This window comes from Streptomyces sp. NPDC021356 (genome assembly GCF_040641015.1).
Taxonomy (GTDB): Bacteria; Actinomycetota; Actinomycetes; order Streptomycetales; family Streptomycetaceae; genus Streptomyces.
Genome location: NZ_JBFACU010000020.1, coordinates 16,024 through 31,265 on the forward strand (window position 1 = coordinate 16,024; position 15,242 = coordinate 31,265).

Below are 15,242 nucleotides of genomic sequence, written 5' to 3' on the forward strand. Positions count from 1 at the left end.
TCAGCTCTTGGCAGGAGCCTGCAGACTCCACAGCCGCCCGTCGGGGTCCCGGACGGTCATCTCCCGGGTCCCGTAGTGCGTGTCCTGGAACGGGGTGACCACCTCCACGGCCGGATCGGGACGGAACAGGTCCGCATCGGACACCTTCAGCGCGACCTGCACGCCGGGCTCCCGGTCCTCGGGGATCTCGACAACGACGAGATAAGGACCCTCGCCGTTGCGGAACACGCCGGAGCCGTCGCCGGTGGAGGTCTCCAACTCGTAACCCAGTTCCTGGAAGAACTTGGCGCTCTTCCCCCAGTTGTGGGTCTCCACGAACACCGCCTCGAACCCTTCGGTTGCCATGTCATGACTCCTTTCCGGAAGAGGACTGCCGCTGCCCATGGGCGTCGTCGAGGTAGGCACGCAAGGCGTCTGCGACCAGCGCCGACAACGACATCCCCGTCTCGATCGCGTGATGCTTGACCTGCCTGATCAGCCCCAGCGGCAGATACACGTTGAACTGTTTGACTTCCGTATCACCCATAGGACGATACTAGCTCGCTAGATTGCTAGCATACTAGCCTCATGGGAAGGATCAAGCATGTCTGTTTTTGCAGCCGATCCACACGACCCGGTTGTCGTCCGCGCAGGCGACGCCGAGCAACTGCCCGAGATCGGCCACTGCCTACTGGCTGACGCCAGTGCCAGCAACGGGGCTCTCAGCGCCCACCGCATCCGACTCGCCCGCGGCGCCGACGGCGCGGTCCCACACCGGCACGACCACTCCTCCGAGCTGTTCTTCGTCATCGACGGAACGCTCCAGGTGCTTGTGGGATCGAAGGTCATCACCGCCGGCTCCGGTGACTTCCTGGTCATCCCACCGCGCTGTGACCACGCCTTCCGCGCCGCCCCGGAGAACACCGCCGATGCCCTGATCGTGATCACCCCTGGCATCGAACGATTCGACTACCTTCGGCAGGTGGCCAGGATCCGCCGGGGCGAAGCCAGCCGCGACAGCCTGCTCACCGAGCAACACCGCTACGACACCCACTTCGTCACCAGCCCTGCCTGGTAAGGCAAGACCACCGCCTCCACAACCGCACCGGCGGCAGCACCCCAGCCCGGTCGATTCTCATCCGCGAAATCGCACGCGACGCCGTCGCCACCCGCAGCGAACGCATCGCCAAAAATCACGCACGGCATCGTCCTGCACCGGACCAACGAAGTGGCCTGCACGAAGTGCAAGCGCCGCCGCGGGCCGAAAAGAGACCGGCCAAGCCGAAGCCGACTGACCGAGGGCGAGCCACACCTACGGCCGCGGCGGTGCCCTGGCCTACCTGGCCGCCTACGACGTCCACCAGGCGAAGGTGTTCGGCCGCACCGAACCCCGCAACGGTATCGACCCGTTCATGAACCTGGTCGCCCAGGTCATGAGCGTTGAACCCTACGTCAGCGCCGAGCGCGTGTTGTGGATCGTCGACAACGGCTCCTCCCACCGCGACACGTAGGCCGCCGACCGGCTGGCTGTGGCGTTCCCGAACGCGGTGATGGTCCACACCCCGGTCCATGCCTCGTGGTTGAACCAGGTGGAGATCTACTTCTCCGTCGCGCAGCGTAAGGTCGTCTCGCCGAACGACTTCACCGACCTTGCCCAGGACGGGGACCGGCTTCGAGCCTTCGAAGACCGTTACAACGCCACGGCACAGCCCTTCCAGTGGAAGTTCACCACCTCTGACCTGGACGATCTGCTGGCCAGGCTCGACCGGCACACCGCCGATCAACAGGAAGAATCCTCGTTCCGCCTCACCGCATGATCAACCCCCGAAGGCTTCCGGCGCCGACCACTAAGGGCGGGCGTAAGGCCGCGTCATGACCTCCATGTTGTGACCGTCCGGGTCGTCGAAGTAGGCGCCGCGACCACCGAATAGACGGTTGATCTGGCCGGGTTCGGTGTGGCTGGGGTCGGCGTAGTAGGTGACCCCGACCACCTCCAGACGGGCGATAACGGCGTCGAACTGCTCGTCAGGGACGAGGAAGGCGTAGTGCTGCGACTGGATCGGCTCGTCCCTCTTCTCGTAGTAGTCGAGCGTCACGCCGTTGCCAAGGTCGACGGGCAGGAACGGCCCAAACGGGGCGCCGACCTTCAAGCCCAGGACCGCGGCGAGGAACTCGGCAGACAGGTGCCGGTCGCTTGCGTAGATGGCAGTGTGGTTCAGCTGGACGCCGGCCGCCGACAGCTCGGATTCATGCGGGTACTGCTGGTCATAGGACATCAGTGGTGTGTCTCCGGTCTTGGGATCCGCTGGAATGGGGCGCCGTATACGGGCGCAGGGAGCTAAGACGCGGAGAAGGGGGGCGGGCCTCTTGCCCGCCTCGTGCTCACGCCGAGGCCGGGACCCTCACTCGTGCGTGGCACATGGCCGACCCGGCAGTCACCCGACCGATCTTAGTGACCATCACAGGCGGGGGCAACATCGTTTCTTGGCCGTGTCCGCCCGCGGATCGAGCCGCCGTTGCGTCATAGCGGTTCGTCACGGCTCTGCTGATCACGACCCAATACGCGCCCTAGCAGAATGCCCGCCACCAACGCGTACTCACGGCCATCGCCGTGCACGTCGAACGCCTCGGCGGCCTGCCACCGGCGGAGGAAAGTCCATCACCACGACTGCCGACCGCTTTCCAGCCGCTCCTGGACCAGCACGGCATCCCCCGGTCGAAGTCCTGGAGAACCCTCGGTAGCCGACGTCTCGACCACCCGAGATCCGTGGGAGGGTCAAGCTCGGGCTCGACGACTCGGCAGAGCAGCACGGCGTGGTACGGGTGCGGCTGTTGGCCGACCGGCGGAGCCGGGCCCCTCCAGGACGGTTCAGCGGTCGCGCCACCAGCGGGCCCCGGAGCTGAAGACGTCCCGGAGGGTGTTGGTGGCGCAGTGGATCTCACCCTCGCTGACGTGTACATCGATGAGGTCGTCCACGTAGCTCACCCGATAGCCGGTGCTGCGGAAGGCAGCGGTGGTCGCCTCGGCGAAGATGTCCTTGCCGTCCACGATCGGGCCGTATGGCTTGGGGGCGACATAGCGGCCGCCGTTGAGCACGAGCCCGTTGGCGGTGCCGGGAATCTCGGCGACACTGTCCCGCATCGCCTTGAGCTGCTTCTGCTTGACGTCCTTGGCCGGCCCGTCCTCCATGCCGCGGATCTCTGCCTCGAGCATCGCGTAGTCGAGAGACCGAGCCGTGAAGAGGGCCGGGACGCGGATGATTTCGGCATCGGTCAAACCGGCCTTCGCCCTCAGCACGGCGATGTTGGTGTCGATCCGTTCGGCCGCCCGCTCGTTGGTGCCGGTGAACTGGGTGTCGGCAAGAAAGCCGTCGATGGTGCGCTGGTCGATGCGTCCGTCGTACGGCCACTCCAGCTTGGGCAGGCCTCCGTGCAGGAGGTCACCGCCATGGCCCTTCCTCTGGACATCGCGCAGGAGGGCGAGACCGGCACGCGGGTCCGCGACCACGGCACGCCAGCCGAGCCTGCTGCCGGGTACCGGAAGGAACTGCACGAACTCGTCGACGTGACCGATGGTCAGCCATGAGGTGTCCAGGGAAATCGGGTCCTGCATTCCCTGAGCGCGCAGGAAGGACAGCATCTCGGGAGCGGGACCGCTCTCCCCCGGAGCCAGGCCGTTCCCGCCGATCACGACGCGGCCGTGCGGGTTGCCGGGGCTCGGCGGCACTGTTTCCAGGTTGCCCATCGAGTCGTAACTGCTGTTCTCGTTCACGTCGGGGACGTGGGAGATGTGGACGGCGGCCACGTCGTGTCCGGCCAACTCCGTGAAGGCGGTGCGGGCGGCGACGCGCCGGTCGTCGTTGACCGAGGTGATGAGGACCCGCATACCGTGCGGGCGGCCGTCCGGACCGGGGATCGCGGTGTAGCCCGGCTCGAAGATGTCCTGGGCCCAGGCGTCGCCCTTGGTGTCGAGGGCGCGCGAGTCAGACGTCACCCCGCCGTCGGGCAGTGCGGCATCCAGCTCCCTGACGAAGGCCTCGGCGTAGGTGTCGCCTTCGGCAGTCGCGGCCCGCAACACCTCTTGAACCGGGGCGGTGTTGAGCTGGGTGAGCACGGGGGCCTGACGCAGCCTCAGGTGTGCCGACGCGCTGGCACCGTCCGCGGTGACGGTGAGCGTGACACTGGTGCGACCGTCCCAGTCCGCGGCATCCCTGATCACGTCGAGGCCTTCGACGCCGAGTTCCACGCCGCGCCGCAGCTCCTGCGCGGTCAGACGGGTCTGCGGGCCGACCGTCTCCCAGCCGAGCGGTGCCGAGCCGCCGGGCCGGTGCACGAAGAGCCGGATCCGATGGGCGTCTTTGGCCGGAATCGTGATCCGTCCACTCGCGGAAGCAGGGGCACCGGCCCAGGAACGCGTGCGGAACCGGGCGATGTCAGCCTCGTCGCCTCTGCCGTTGACGATGTCGTCGGCGGCATCGTTGCAGGCCGCGAGGTCGCGGTCGGTCTTGTTCTGGTCCCTACGGTGGTCGCGGACCGCCTGCGCCCACTCCGCCTCGGCCTTCTCCCGATCGGGCTCCTTCTCCAGTTCGGTCTGCTTCTCGTACAGCGCATCGTCGTTGGCGGCCTCGCGCTCCACTGCCTGCTCGACCAGGGAGTGGGCTCGGGCCCGGCACGCGCCTGCGTCGTCGTCGATGTTGGGGAGGAAAAGCAGGTCCGGGCCGGCTTCGGCTGGTTGCTCCGCCCGGAGGCCGGCGAGCGGTGTGCCGACGGCCGCGGCGGGAAGGGCCGAAGCGAGGAGGCCGGCGCTCAGGGCACCGGTCAGAAGGATGCCGCGGGTGTGGTGTCTCATGGCACGCATGCTCACAGAGCGGTTTGCGATTCCTGTCAGGCCGCTGTCAGCGAGAGGTCAGGGGCTGGGCGGCGGGCGGACGGGGCACAGTCGGCCGTACTCGCTCAACGGCCGCCGCTCGAAACGCCGTTCCGGTGCGGGACCATGCCCGGCCGCCGGTCCGAAGCCCAAGGTGGGCCGAGGGCCGGGCGGATCATGGCCCGGGGCAGGCGCCAGACCGGGGTGCTCCGAAGCCCGGGCTGATCCCGGTCCGGGGCAGGCGCCGCAGCAGACTCCCCACCGATTCGAGGGCGGTCTTCGTCATGGCCCGGTCCGGGAACGGCGGTAGACCCACGTCGCCCGGGCCGAAGGTCATCTGCTCGCGGCCGTCCGCAGTGAGACCGACAGGGGCCGGAGCCGTGTCGAAGCCGTGCTCCTTCAGCGCCAGGAGACAGGCGTGCCGGGCGCGCGCGTAGCGCGGTGCCGGGTGCGCGCGTAGCGCGGTGCCGGGTGCGCGCGTAGCGCGGTGCCGGGTGCGCGCGTAGCGCGGTGCCGGGTGCGCGCGTAGCGCGGTGCCGGGCGGTTCGCCGCGTTGCGGGCTCTGCCGCAAGGGCTCCTTGTGGCCGTGCCCCGGCGCTTCCTGAAGAACCCGACGGCTGTGCACAGCGGACTCAACGACCCCTCGCCTGCCACGGCAGCCGAACTCGGGCGGCCGGCTGAACAGCTCCGTGCCCCTGCGCGAGCCCGTTCAGCGACCCAGGACGGCGAAAGCCTCAGCACGCACACCACCGCCAGTCCCACCGTCCTCGAACCCAGCTCCGCTGGCATCACGGACGGCAGAGGTGAGCCTGTCGACGTTCACGTGATCCCCCAGGGGTTGTGGTCATGCAGTTGCCCAAGTGGCCGTCCGTCCTCCTGGCGGTGCTGTCGCTCTGGCGGCGGTTTGCGTGTCGGGGAACCAGCGCAGGCAGCTGATCGTCTTCCCTGCCATGCCCACCGTTCTCATTCTTGGAGTCGATCCGAACACCGTGCCTGGTATGGACGGGGGCGCCATCCGCGCGGCCCTCGACCAGGAGCTCGCACGCTTTGGTGCCCATGCCATCGATGCCTCCATGACACTGATCGCGCTGGACGAGTCGGCGGAGCCCACGGTGATCGCGGCACTGTCCGAACGCGAGTGGGACGTCGTCGTCATCGGTGGCGGGATTCGCAAGCCGGAACCTCTTCTGCCGCTGTTCGAGCAGGTCGTGAACCTGGTCCGACGATATGCACCGAAGGCCGCGGTCGCGTTCAACACCAGCGGCGGTGACAGCGTCGAAGCGGCCCAACGGTGGCTGTGAACCCGGGCCGGGCTGGTTGGCCGTGCCCCGCCACGAGTCGGTCATCGGCTGCTGTCCCTGGAAGGAAACGCAGCTACCGGGCGGGGGGGGTCAGGTGTTCGGCAGCTTGTCGGGTGAGGTTCTCGGGGCGCTTGGGGGGCGTGGACAGCCGGCGCAGGGCGAAGTCGTCGAGGATGAGCAGGTCGGGGTGGATGAGTTCGCGCGCATGCGCTGGTCCCAGGTGCGGTCCGCGTGGCCGCCGGCGAACTCGGCCAGGATCCGGCGTTGTTGTCGGCGTGCTCTGAGGCGTCGTGCCAGTGGTAAGCGCCTGTGCGCCCCCGAGGCCCTCTCCCACACCTTGGGGAGGCACGCCACGGTCGACACATGGGGGAAGACAGGGAAGCGTGTGTGGGCCGCGGCGACGGCACGGACTGCCCGAACGGCGAGGTGTTCGAGCCGGGCGAGGCCGGCCCTCGATGTGAGGAATGCGAGCATCACTGGGAGCTGGACGAGACGGAGCGCAGCCGTCAGCCGACGGTGGACGACGCTCTGACACGGCCGCACGGCGACCCGGACGAGGCAGCACACCGCGGAACAGCCGCATGAGCTTGTTCTTCAACGGGGATCGCTGATAACGGGCCGACTTCGCTGATTTCCAGGAACAGCGTTTGTCGACGGTCTTCGGGGGCGGTCGGCGATCACGAGGCATCCGAGATGACGAGCGGAATTGTCGGCAGTGCGGTGGCAGGGGCTCGTGTCCCCTGGCGGACGCCTGGCGGTCAGCCCGTTCGATGCGGTGGCTTGTAGAGGTCGTCAAGGCGAAGTGGCGCGGGCTTGGGCAGGGGTGTGCCGTCGGTCGTCGGGAGGCAGGACTGGAGGAAGTAGGCGAGCAGGCGGCGGGATGCGGCCATGGAGGCCGCCGGGGGCTCGCGCAGGACGCTGTTGTTGGCCAGGAGCAGAAGGGTGACGTCGCTGGGGTCGAAGTCCTCGCGTAGCTGTCCGGTGTCCTTCGCGCGCTGTACCAGCTGGGCGAGGCATGCCTCGGCGCGGGCACGCTCACGACGGGCGTCGGGCGCGTCGGGAAACCGGGAGAGGAACGCGGCGCTGAACCCGCGGTCCTGGGCCTGCATCACGCACACCTCGGTGAGGACGTTACGGAGTCCGCGCCAGGGATCGTCGTCCTGAAGGGCCTCGTGGAGGGCTGCGATGCACTGGCCGAGTTGTTCGGAGAACGCAGCGGCGATCAGCGCCGCGTGTCGGGAAGTGCCGGTAGAGGGTGGCTGGCTGCACCCACGCCCGCTCTGCGGGCGATTGCGCTGGAAGATACGTCGGTGCCGTGGAGTGCGTACGCCTCGCGGGCGGCCTGCAGGAGCCGGGCGCGGTTGTGCCGGGCGTCGGCTCTCTGCCCCCGGGCGGGCGGTTCGGAGGCGGAGGGCGACGGGTTCCGAGACAGTTGGCCAGGCATGTCTCCCACTTGATCACAAACGGAAGGGATCGACCGTTTAGCGGTTTAGCGTGACCTGGTGCCGCGGTGCCTCGCGGTCACCTCTCTGCCGCAGAGGTGAGCGGCTGTGAGTTCTCCCGCTGAACGACGTGCCATGTGCATGGAGATTGTCCGTGTTTGCTGTGCAGTACCACCGCTACGGCGGTTCCGAGGTCCTCGGCGTCGAGGAGGTCGAAGAGCCGCACGCCGGACCAGGCCAGGTCCGCATCGCGGTGCGCGCCACCGGCGTCACCCCTGCTGACTGGTACCTGCGCTCAGGGATGCTGCGGGACATCGCCACCGTGGACTTCCCCCACATGCCCGGCATGGATGCCGCGGGAGTCGTCGACGAGGTGGGCGAGGGGGTGAGCGGCACCGCTGTGGGAGATGCGGTCTTCGGCCTCGTCCCCTTCGTGGATCACGGGGGCGCCGCGGCCCAGTACGCCGTGCTGGAAGCATGGGCGCCCAAACCGCACTTGTTGCGCGGTGATGGTGCCGACGCCTCCGGCTGTTCCCTCGAACCGTGCCCTGACACGGCGGACGCTTCGGCCCGCAACCAGCGGCCCGCAGCAAGGCGGCCACGGCTACGGCGGCCTTCGCCGGCGCGACCTGGGCCGGACCGCGCGCCGGCGCTCGCCACCACGGCTGTACCGACCCGGACTGCCATGACCTGCACCGACCGGTGGCGGGGGAAAGCTCGCGACCGGGCCGGGGGCGGCTGCTCCGGTGTGGGACGCCGTGTGGCCGCAGCGGATCGACGACAAGATCGCCGTCGCACGGCAGCGGGAAGCCGAGCAGGAACACGGTGGTCGGCGACGCCCGCCCGTCCCGGACTGGATCGTCGAACTCGGCTTCGGCGCGGGGAACCCGCCCACCCGGGTCCACGTCGGCGACTGCTACGCCGCCGTCGAAGGCCGGCGCCCCATTGCCCGCGACGAAGCCCGCCGGATGCTCACCTCAGGGCTGCCCGCGTGCACCCGCTGTCGCCCTGACCGGCACCTCGGCATCCTCGAGTTGAAGAAGCCGGCATCGGACAGCCGTACGACAAGTCGATCGGACGTGCGCATGCGAGACGGGCACTGTCAGACCTCGCTGTCAGACCTCGCTGTCAGCATCCGCCCACACGTCGCCGACCGCGGCGGCCGTCTCGCCCCGCCGCGCGCCGACCGCCGCGCCAGCCTCGCCCCCGCCGCCCGCCGTGGACTGGCCCACCTCGCCCGCCTCGCCGGCGACTTCCCCACCGCACTCGCCACCGCCGCCACCCTCCGCCGGGCCGGCCGCCGCCACCGCGTCGAAGGAGACCGCTGGTGGCCCCACGGCGACATGCACCGCGCCGCCGACGCCTACGCCACCGCCCGCACCGAAGCCGAAGACCACGCCGTCGCCGGTGCACGCGCCACCTCTCAGACCCAGCGCTCCTTCACCCTCGCCGTCACCCACCCCGGACCGGCCGACGCCGAAATCGACCTCGCCCGCCGGCTCCTGACCGCACTGGTCCTGCGCGTCAGCGCGTCACCACCGCCACCGTCCAGACCGCCGAACTCATCCGCGCCGCCGGCGCCGCACGAAGCCGCCACTCGCCGCCGCGCGAGCCGTCGAACGGGAGCCGGTCAAAGCTGTGAACCAGCGTCCCTGACAGTCGACTCAGGGCGACACGCCGGCCGCCGGTGACAGGCCGGCAACCGGATACGAGGTTCCAGGAGTGAACGCACTCTCAGCAGATATACACTCAGAGTATATCTCCGGTGTATGGTCCTCCCATGAGTGTTCCTCTCACCCTGTTGGGGCTGTTGGAGCGGGAGCCGAGTCATGGCTACGACCTAAAGCGCGACTACGACGCCTTCTTCAACCGCGGCAAGCCGCTGCCGTACGGGCAGGTCTACACGACCCTCGGCCGGCTGGCGCGGGACGGGAAGGTCATCGCCGGCGAGGCGGAGCCCGGGGTCGGCCCCGAGCGCAAGCGCTATGTGATCACCGAGGCGGGGGCGACGGAGTTCGAAACCTGGCTCACCGAGCCGGTGGCCCCCGAGCCCAATCTGCAGACCGTGCTGTTCACCAAGGTCGTGCTGGCCCTGATGCTCGGCCGCGACGCCCACCAGTACCTCGACACCCAGCGGGCCGCCCACCTGCAGCGGATGCACGAGCTGACGAAGCTGCGCCGCACCGGTCCGATCATCGACGCCCTGCTCGCCGACCACGGCCTGTTCCACCTGGAGGCCGACCTGCGATGGATCGAGCTGACCACGGCCCGGATGGATACGCTGGCAGCGGCGGTGCGCCCATGACCGCCCTGATCGAGGCCCGCGACCTCACCCTCTCCTTCGGTGAGACTCCCGCTCTGCGCGGCGCCAGCCTGACCATCGAGGCCGGCGAGGTCTTCGCCGTGATGGGCCCGAGCGGCTCGGGCAAGTCCACCCTGCTGCACTGCCTGGCCGGCATCCTCACCCCCGACTCGGGCGAGGTGCACTTCGACGGACACCGCATCGACACCCTGAACGAGGCGGAGCGCAGCGCCCTGCGCCGCGACACCTTCGGTTTCGTCTTCCAGTTCGGCCAGCTCGTCCCCGAGTTGACCGCCGAGGAGAACGTCGCCCTGCCGCTGCTGTTCTCCGGCATGCGCCGGGCGGCCGCGCTCGCCGAGGCCCGGCCCTGGTTCGCCCGGCTGGGCCTGGACGGCCTGGAGCGCCGCCGCTCCGGGGAGTTGTCGGGGGGTCAGGCACAGCGGGTGGCGCTGGCCCGCGGTCTGGTGGCCCGGCCCAAGGTGCTGTTCGCCGACGAGCCGACCGGGGCGCTGGACTCGCTGACCGGCGAGCAGGTGATGGACCTGATGGTGGACGCGGCCCACGAGGAGGGCACCACCATCGTCCTGGTGACCCACGAGCCCCGGGTCGCCGCGCATGCCGACCGGGAGGCCATCGTCCGCGACGGCAAGGCCAGCGTGCTCACGACCGGACGGATCGCCTCGTGATCGCCTTCGCGCTCCGCCTCGCGGTCAGCGGCGGCCGGGAGGCGCTCGCCCGGCTGGCCATGATCGCCGCCGCGGTCGCCATCGGCGTCGGGCTGCTGCTGTCGACGTTCGCCAGCATGAACGCCGTCGAGCGGACGAACCAGCGGCAGGTGTGGCTCGACACCGGCGCCGCGAGCCGTACCGAGCAGGCGTCCGCGGACCCGTTGTGGTGGCGGCCGCACGGCGACTACTACGACGGCAAGTCCCTCACCGAGGTCGACGTCGCCGCGACCGGCCCGACCTCGCCCGTCCCGCCCGGCCTGACGCACCTGCCGGCGCCGGGTGAGTACTACGCCTCGCCCGCGCTGGCGAAGCTGATCCGCGACACCCCGGACGACCAGCTGGGCGACCGCTTCCCTGGGCGGCTCACCGGCACGATCGGCGACGCCGCGCTGGCCTCCCCGGACTCGCTGGTCGCCGTCATCGGCCGTGCCCCGGCCCAGATCAAGGGCGCACCGGGGGCGAGGGCGGTCACCACCATCGCCAGTACCCGGCCATCCGCCTGCGCCAACGCGTGCTGGGACAAGGCGGTGCGCGGCGACGCGCTGACGCTCATCTCCTCCGTGGTGGCCGGGGCATTGATCTTCCCGGTGTTGATCTTCATCGCCACCGCGACCCGTCTGTCCGCCGCCACGCGCGAACAGCGGTACGCGGCGATGCGGCTGGTCGGCGCCACTCCCCGGCAGGTGTCGGTGATCTCGGCGGTGGAGTCCGCGCTGGCGACGGCCGCCGGGACGGTGGCCGGCTTCGGGCTCTACGCCGCGCTGCGCCCGCTGGTCGCGACCATTCCGCTCACCGGGCAGCAGCGGTTCTTCCTTTCGGATCTGACGCTCAGCGCCCCGCAGGCCCTCGGCGTCGTCGTCGGCGTGCCGGTGGCAGCGGCGATCACGGCGCGCCTCGCACTGCGCCGGGTCACCATCTCCCCGCTCGGTGTGACCCGCCGGGTGCCCCCGCGCCCGCCGCGCGCCTGGCGGCTGATCCCGCTGCTTGCGGGCCTGGCCGAACTGGCGTACTTCGTCTTCGCCGGCCACCGCCCGGCGACCGGGAACGGCCAGACGGCGGCCTACCTCCCGGGCTTCCTGGTGGTGATGCTGGGCCTGGTGATCGCCGGGCCGTGGCTGACCATGATCGTCGCCCGGGCCGGCGCCCGGCGCACCCGACGGCCGGCCGCCCTGATCGCGGTGCGGCGGCTCGCCGACGACCCGAAGGCCGGCTTCCGCGCGGTCAGCGGGCTCATCCTGGCCCTGTTCGTGACCACCGCGACAGTCAGCATCATCGGCACCATCAACGACTACCGCGGCACACTGGACGGCGACCGGCAGACCCGGACGGTGGTGGAGGCCGGCAGCGACGGCCAGGCGCCGCTGGCCGGGGCCATCCCGACACGGCTGCTCACCGAGGTGCGCGCGATCCCGGGCGTGCGGGGCGCGGCGGTCGTCCACGCCAACCCCGGCGGCGTCGGCAAGGTGGTGAACCGGACAGTCCACCCAGGTGATCCCCGCCCGGACGCGCCGGCACTGGTGACCTGCTCCGACCTGGCCGAGACTCCCATGGTGGGCCGCTGCCCGGCCGGCGCGAGCGTCACGGCCGTCGACTTCTACGCGTTCGCCAGTCTGCAGTCACACCCGGGCTTGCCGTGGCCCGCCGCCGCGATCAGCACCGCAGCCGTCGCCAAGCTGCCCGTACAACTGGTCTACGTGGCCACCGACGGGTCGACAGCCGCCATGGAACGCGTACGGACCCTGCTCGCCACCGCCTACCCGCACCAGCAGGCCCGCACGGTTGACGACTGGGGCACCGACTTGCAGCAAGAGCTGGCCGGTTGGCGGCAACTGGCCGACGTGGTGCTGCTGACCACCCTGCCGATCGCAGGCTGCAGCCTGGCGGTGAGCGTGGTCGCGGGCCTGTCGGATCGCCGGCGCCCGTTCGCTTTGCTGCGGCTCACCGGCGCGCCGCTGCGGTTGCTGCAGCGGGTGATCGGCCTGGAGAGCACACTGCCGCTGCTGGCAGTGTCCGCGATCTCGATCGGCACGGCCTTCGCCGCCTCGGCCCTGTTCCTGAAATCGCAGATGCACTACGACCTGGTGTCGCCGGGCGTGGCGTACTACGCGCTCGTCGTTGTCGGCCTCGTCGCCTCGCTGGGCATCATCGCCTCGACTCTCCCCCTGCTCAAACGCATCACCGGCCCAGAGGCCGCCCGCAACGGCTGACACACCAACTGCCCGCGACGGTCCCGGTCATCGTTGCCATCGGCGTCCGGGGCTGGACCGGACGCGAGGCCCTGACGATGCCGCCACACACCGGCACCACGGGCTGCGAGCCCGGTTCCGACCAAGAAACCCAGACCCGGAGGATTCATGACCGTCACGGCGTCCGACAGCCGAAATCCGATGACGCGCCGTCGCATGCTCGGGGCAGCGCTGACCGCCGGAATCGCAACTGCCGTGCCGCTCGGCGTCGCATCCCCCGCGTGGGCGGCTCCGGCAGCCTCCAGCCCGGCGCAGCTCATGCTGCCTCCGCCTACCGGACCGCATCCCGTCGGCACCGTGCCGCTCCACCTCGTCGACACCGCACGTCCGGATCCCGTGGCCGGCCCGGGGCGACACCGCGAGTTGATGGCCAGCCTCTGGTACCCCGCCCGCGGGGCGGAGGACCGGCCGCGTGCCCCCTGGATGACCGAGGGCGCGTTGCGGGCGTTCCTGACGGACGCCGGCTTCCCCCTCGACCCCGCCCTCGGCCCGCTCACCGCCGGGCACGTGGGCGCTCCCGTGCACCGTACGGGCCACCGCCTGCCCGTCATCGTGTACGCGCACGGCTCGGGCAGCCACCGCGGTGACCACACCATCATGGTCCAGGAACTCGCCAGCCACGGCTACGCCGTGGTCACCGTCGACCACACCTACGACACGTTCACCGAGTTCCCCGACGGCCGGGTACTCACCCCGGGCGACGTCCCGATGTTCCCGAGGGACTTCGCCGCGGACCTTCGGTTCCTCCTCGACTGCGTGGAGGGGCTCGCCGCCGGCCGCAACCCCGACATCGACGGCAAGCCACTGCCTCCCGGCTTGCCCGGCGCCCTCGACCCGCGGTGCATCGGCGCATTCGGCTGGTCGAAGGGCGGCACCGCCACCGCGCTCACCATGCTCGCCGACCGGCGCGTCAGAGCCGGGCTCAGCATCGACGGCCCGATGCAGCCGACCATCACCGCCGACCTGGACCGGCCGTTCATGATGATGACCGCCGTGTTCACCCGGGCCGCCATGCCGGACGTCGCCGAGTTCTGGACGCACCTGCGCGACTGGCGGCTCGACATCCAGGCCGCCGGGGCCATCCACAATTCCTACGGCGACAACGCGACGCTGATCCCGCAGGCAGGCAAGATCCTCGGCATGACCGACCAGCAGATCCAGGACATGATCGGCACCCTCGATCCGGCCCGGTCGGTACGGATCCAACAGGCCTACCCACTCGCCTTCTTCGACCTGCATCTGCGGCATCGCCGAGGGCATCTCCTCGACGGCCCGAGCACGGCCTTCCCAGAGGTGAAGTTCCTTCCATGAAGCGGTGGACCGCGGCGCTCACGTCCCGCGCCGCGGTCCGCGCGCCCCGGTGGCGAAGAGCTGCTGCGAGAGCCGCTTGTTGTCCCCGCCGAGCAGAACACCATCCGGAAACCCTTGCAGCAGCTGCCCCTGGCCAGGCGCCGACAGCACCAGCCTCGGCGCGAGGACGCGGGAAAACGTCCCATACCCGTCCGCCCAGCAGCCGGCCCGCGGCCTTCTTGGGCCAGGCAAAGAGCTTGCCCGCGTAAACCCGATCGGCTCACACGACGGTGATATCGGGGTGCATCAGCCGGAGGCGGGAGAGGGCATTGGGCATCGTTGGGTTCGGACGGATTGCGAGCAACTCCAAGAGAGTGCTGACGGCTTGTGAGGCGGCGGGATGGCGCGCGGCGGTTCCTCCAAGACGGCCGCGAGCCCGCGTCCTCAGGGTCCGGTGTCATCCGCAGGACTGACACGGTTGCGCGTGGTCCGACCGAAGTCGCCCATCGGAACGGGAACTGCGGCTGACTTCACGGCCCGCTCACGCCGGGACGATGGAACGGTACCCAGATGGCAGTACCCCTACGGACAGGCGAGCGTCGTGCGCGTTGCCGGATCGAGTATGCCGGTGCCCGGCCTCGGTGCCGTGGGGCAACCGACAGTGAGAGGAAGTACCCAAGATGGCCAAGCTGCAGAGCCTGGACGCGAACACGCCGATGTTCGCGCAGTTCATGGCGGAGACCGGGCCCATCGTCCTGGCCAACACCTTCTTCGTCCCGAAGGTGAGGACCGAGGAATTCCTGATCCTCTTTCGGAGGCAGGCGGATTTCATGAAGGCTCAGCCGGGCTTCGTCTCCCTGCAGATGCACAAGGGAACGGCGGACAGCCAACTCCTGATGAACATCGCGGTCTGGGAGTCGACCGAGGCGCTCGCCACGGCGTTCGGCAGCCCGGAGTTCCAGCGCATGGCGGCCGAGTTCCCCGACGACATCGTGTCGTACCCGCACATCTTCGAGCAGATCGACGTATGAGACGGCAGCTGTAGCCAGTAGAGGGCAACCGGAAAAGCCCCCCACCTCATCCGGGC

The 15,242-nt window shown here is 69.9% G+C and carries 14 protein-coding genes and 3 pseudogenes; 11 read left to right on the plus strand and 6 right to left on the minus strand.

Annotated elements, in window-relative coordinates; genetic code table 11:
- The gene (locus AB0G56_RS25620) at nucleotides 1-345 is read right to left on the minus strand and encodes a VOC family protein (protein ID WP_360973133.1); all 345 of its coding nucleotides are present in this window, start codon (nucleotides 343-345) and stop codon (nucleotides 1-3) included.
- Between the two features lies 1 nt (nucleotide 346).
- Nucleotides 347-526 carry a ribbon-helix-helix domain-containing protein gene (locus AB0G56_RS25625; RefSeq protein WP_360973135.1) on the minus strand — a complete coding sequence of 60 codons (180 nt, stop codon included), beginning with the start codon at nucleotides 524-526 and terminating at the stop codon, nucleotides 347-349.
- A gap of 57 nt (nucleotides 527-583) precedes the next feature.
- On the opposite strand from AB0G56_RS25625, the gene AB0G56_RS25630 reads away from it, so the two are divergent.
- The 3 genes from AB0G56_RS25630 (at nucleotide 584) to AB0G56_RS25640 (ending at nucleotide 1,796) form a co-directional block, all read left to right on the plus strand.
- The gene (locus AB0G56_RS25630) at nucleotides 584-1,057 is read left to right on the plus strand and encodes a cupin domain-containing protein (RefSeq protein ID WP_360973137.1); all 474 of its coding nucleotides are present in this window, start codon (nucleotides 584-586) and stop codon (nucleotides 1,055-1,057) included.
- A gap of 292 nt (nucleotides 1,058-1,349) precedes the next feature.
- On the plus strand, nucleotides 1,350-1,490 hold the full coding sequence (locus tag AB0G56_RS25635; RefSeq protein WP_360973139.1) for a hypothetical protein: 141 nt from the start codon (nucleotides 1,350-1,352) through the stop codon (nucleotides 1,488-1,490).
- An 18-nt stretch (nucleotides 1,491-1,508) separates the two neighbouring features.
- Complete coding sequence (locus AB0G56_RS25640) at nucleotides 1,509-1,796, plus strand: hypothetical protein (RefSeq protein ID WP_360973141.1); 288 nt, start codon at nucleotides 1,509-1,511, stop codon at nucleotides 1,794-1,796.
- Between the two features lie 30 nt (nucleotides 1,797-1,826).
- Here the strand turns inward: AB0G56_RS25640 and AB0G56_RS25645 are convergent, their stop codons facing one another.
- The 3 genes and pseudogenes from AB0G56_RS25645 to AB0G56_RS25655 all read right to left on the minus strand — a co-directional run.
- Nucleotides 1,827-2,255 carry a VOC family protein gene (locus AB0G56_RS25645; protein ID WP_360973143.1) on the minus strand — a complete coding sequence of 143 codons (429 nt, stop codon included), beginning with the start codon at nucleotides 2,253-2,255 and terminating at the stop codon, nucleotides 1,827-1,829.
- 593 nt (nucleotides 2,256-2,848) lie between these two features.
- On the minus strand, nucleotides 2,849-4,828 hold the full coding sequence (locus tag AB0G56_RS25650; protein ID WP_360973145.1) for a protein-arginine deiminase family protein: 1,980 nt from the start codon (nucleotides 4,826-4,828) through the stop codon (nucleotides 2,849-2,851).
- Between the two features lie 256 nt (nucleotides 4,829-5,084).
- Nucleotides 5,085-5,294 (minus strand): annotated as a pseudogene (locus AB0G56_RS25655) (aminoglycoside phosphotransferase family protein); the annotation flags it as partial.
- Nucleotides 5,295-5,796: 502 nt separating this feature from the next.
- Here AB0G56_RS25655 and AB0G56_RS25660 point away from each other — a divergent pair.
- On the plus strand, nucleotides 5,797-6,147 hold the full coding sequence (locus tag AB0G56_RS25660; RefSeq protein WP_360973147.1) for a hypothetical protein: 351 nt from the start codon (nucleotides 5,797-5,799) through the stop codon (nucleotides 6,145-6,147).
- Between the two features lie 758 nt (nucleotides 6,148-6,905).
- On the opposite strand, the pseudogene AB0G56_RS25665 reads toward AB0G56_RS25660, so the two are convergent.
- Nucleotides 6,906-7,591, minus strand: a pseudogene (locus AB0G56_RS25665) (TetR/AcrR family transcriptional regulator).
- Between the two features lie 152 nt (nucleotides 7,592-7,743).
- On the opposite strand from AB0G56_RS25665, the pseudogene AB0G56_RS25670 reads away from it, so the two are divergent.
- From AB0G56_RS25670 to AB0G56_RS25700, 7 genes and pseudogenes are all read left to right on the plus strand, one after another.
- A pseudogene (locus AB0G56_RS25670) lies at nucleotides 7,744-8,082 on the plus strand (alcohol dehydrogenase catalytic domain-containing protein); the annotation flags it as partial.
- 253 nt (nucleotides 8,083-8,335) lie between these two features.
- Nucleotides 8,336-9,280 (plus strand): DUF6233 domain-containing protein, encoded by a 945-nt coding sequence (locus AB0G56_RS25675; protein WP_360973149.1) that lies wholly within the window; start codon nucleotides 8,336-8,338, stop codon nucleotides 9,278-9,280.
- Between the two features lie 89 nt (nucleotides 9,281-9,369).
- Nucleotides 9,370-9,894, plus strand: a complete 525-nt coding sequence (locus tag AB0G56_RS25680) for a PadR family transcriptional regulator (RefSeq protein ID WP_360973151.1) — start codon at nucleotides 9,370-9,372, stop codon at nucleotides 9,892-9,894.
- Nucleotides 9,891-10,577 (plus strand): ABC transporter ATP-binding protein, encoded by a 687-nt coding sequence (locus AB0G56_RS25685; RefSeq protein WP_360973153.1) that lies wholly within the window; start codon nucleotides 9,891-9,893, stop codon nucleotides 10,575-10,577. The genes AB0G56_RS25680 and AB0G56_RS25685 overlap by 4 nt, the downstream gene beginning before the upstream one ends.
- A complete protein-coding gene (locus AB0G56_RS25690) occupies nucleotides 10,574-12,826 on the plus strand; it encodes an FtsX-like permease family protein (protein WP_360973155.1) in 2,253 nt (750 codons plus the stop codon). Before AB0G56_RS25685 ends, AB0G56_RS25690 begins: the two co-directional genes overlap by 4 nt.
- Before the next feature lie 297 nt (nucleotides 12,827-13,123).
- The gene (locus AB0G56_RS25695) at nucleotides 13,124-14,176 is read left to right on the plus strand and encodes an acetylhydrolase (protein ID WP_360973157.1); all 1,053 of its coding nucleotides are present in this window, start codon (nucleotides 13,124-13,126) and stop codon (nucleotides 14,174-14,176) included.
- Nucleotides 14,177-14,835: 659 nt separating this feature from the next.
- Complete coding sequence (locus AB0G56_RS25700; protein WP_360973159.1) at nucleotides 14,836-15,186, plus strand: antibiotic biosynthesis monooxygenase family protein; 351 nt, start codon at nucleotides 14,836-14,838, stop codon at nucleotides 15,184-15,186.
- Nucleotides 15,187-15,242 lie beyond the last annotated feature (56 nt).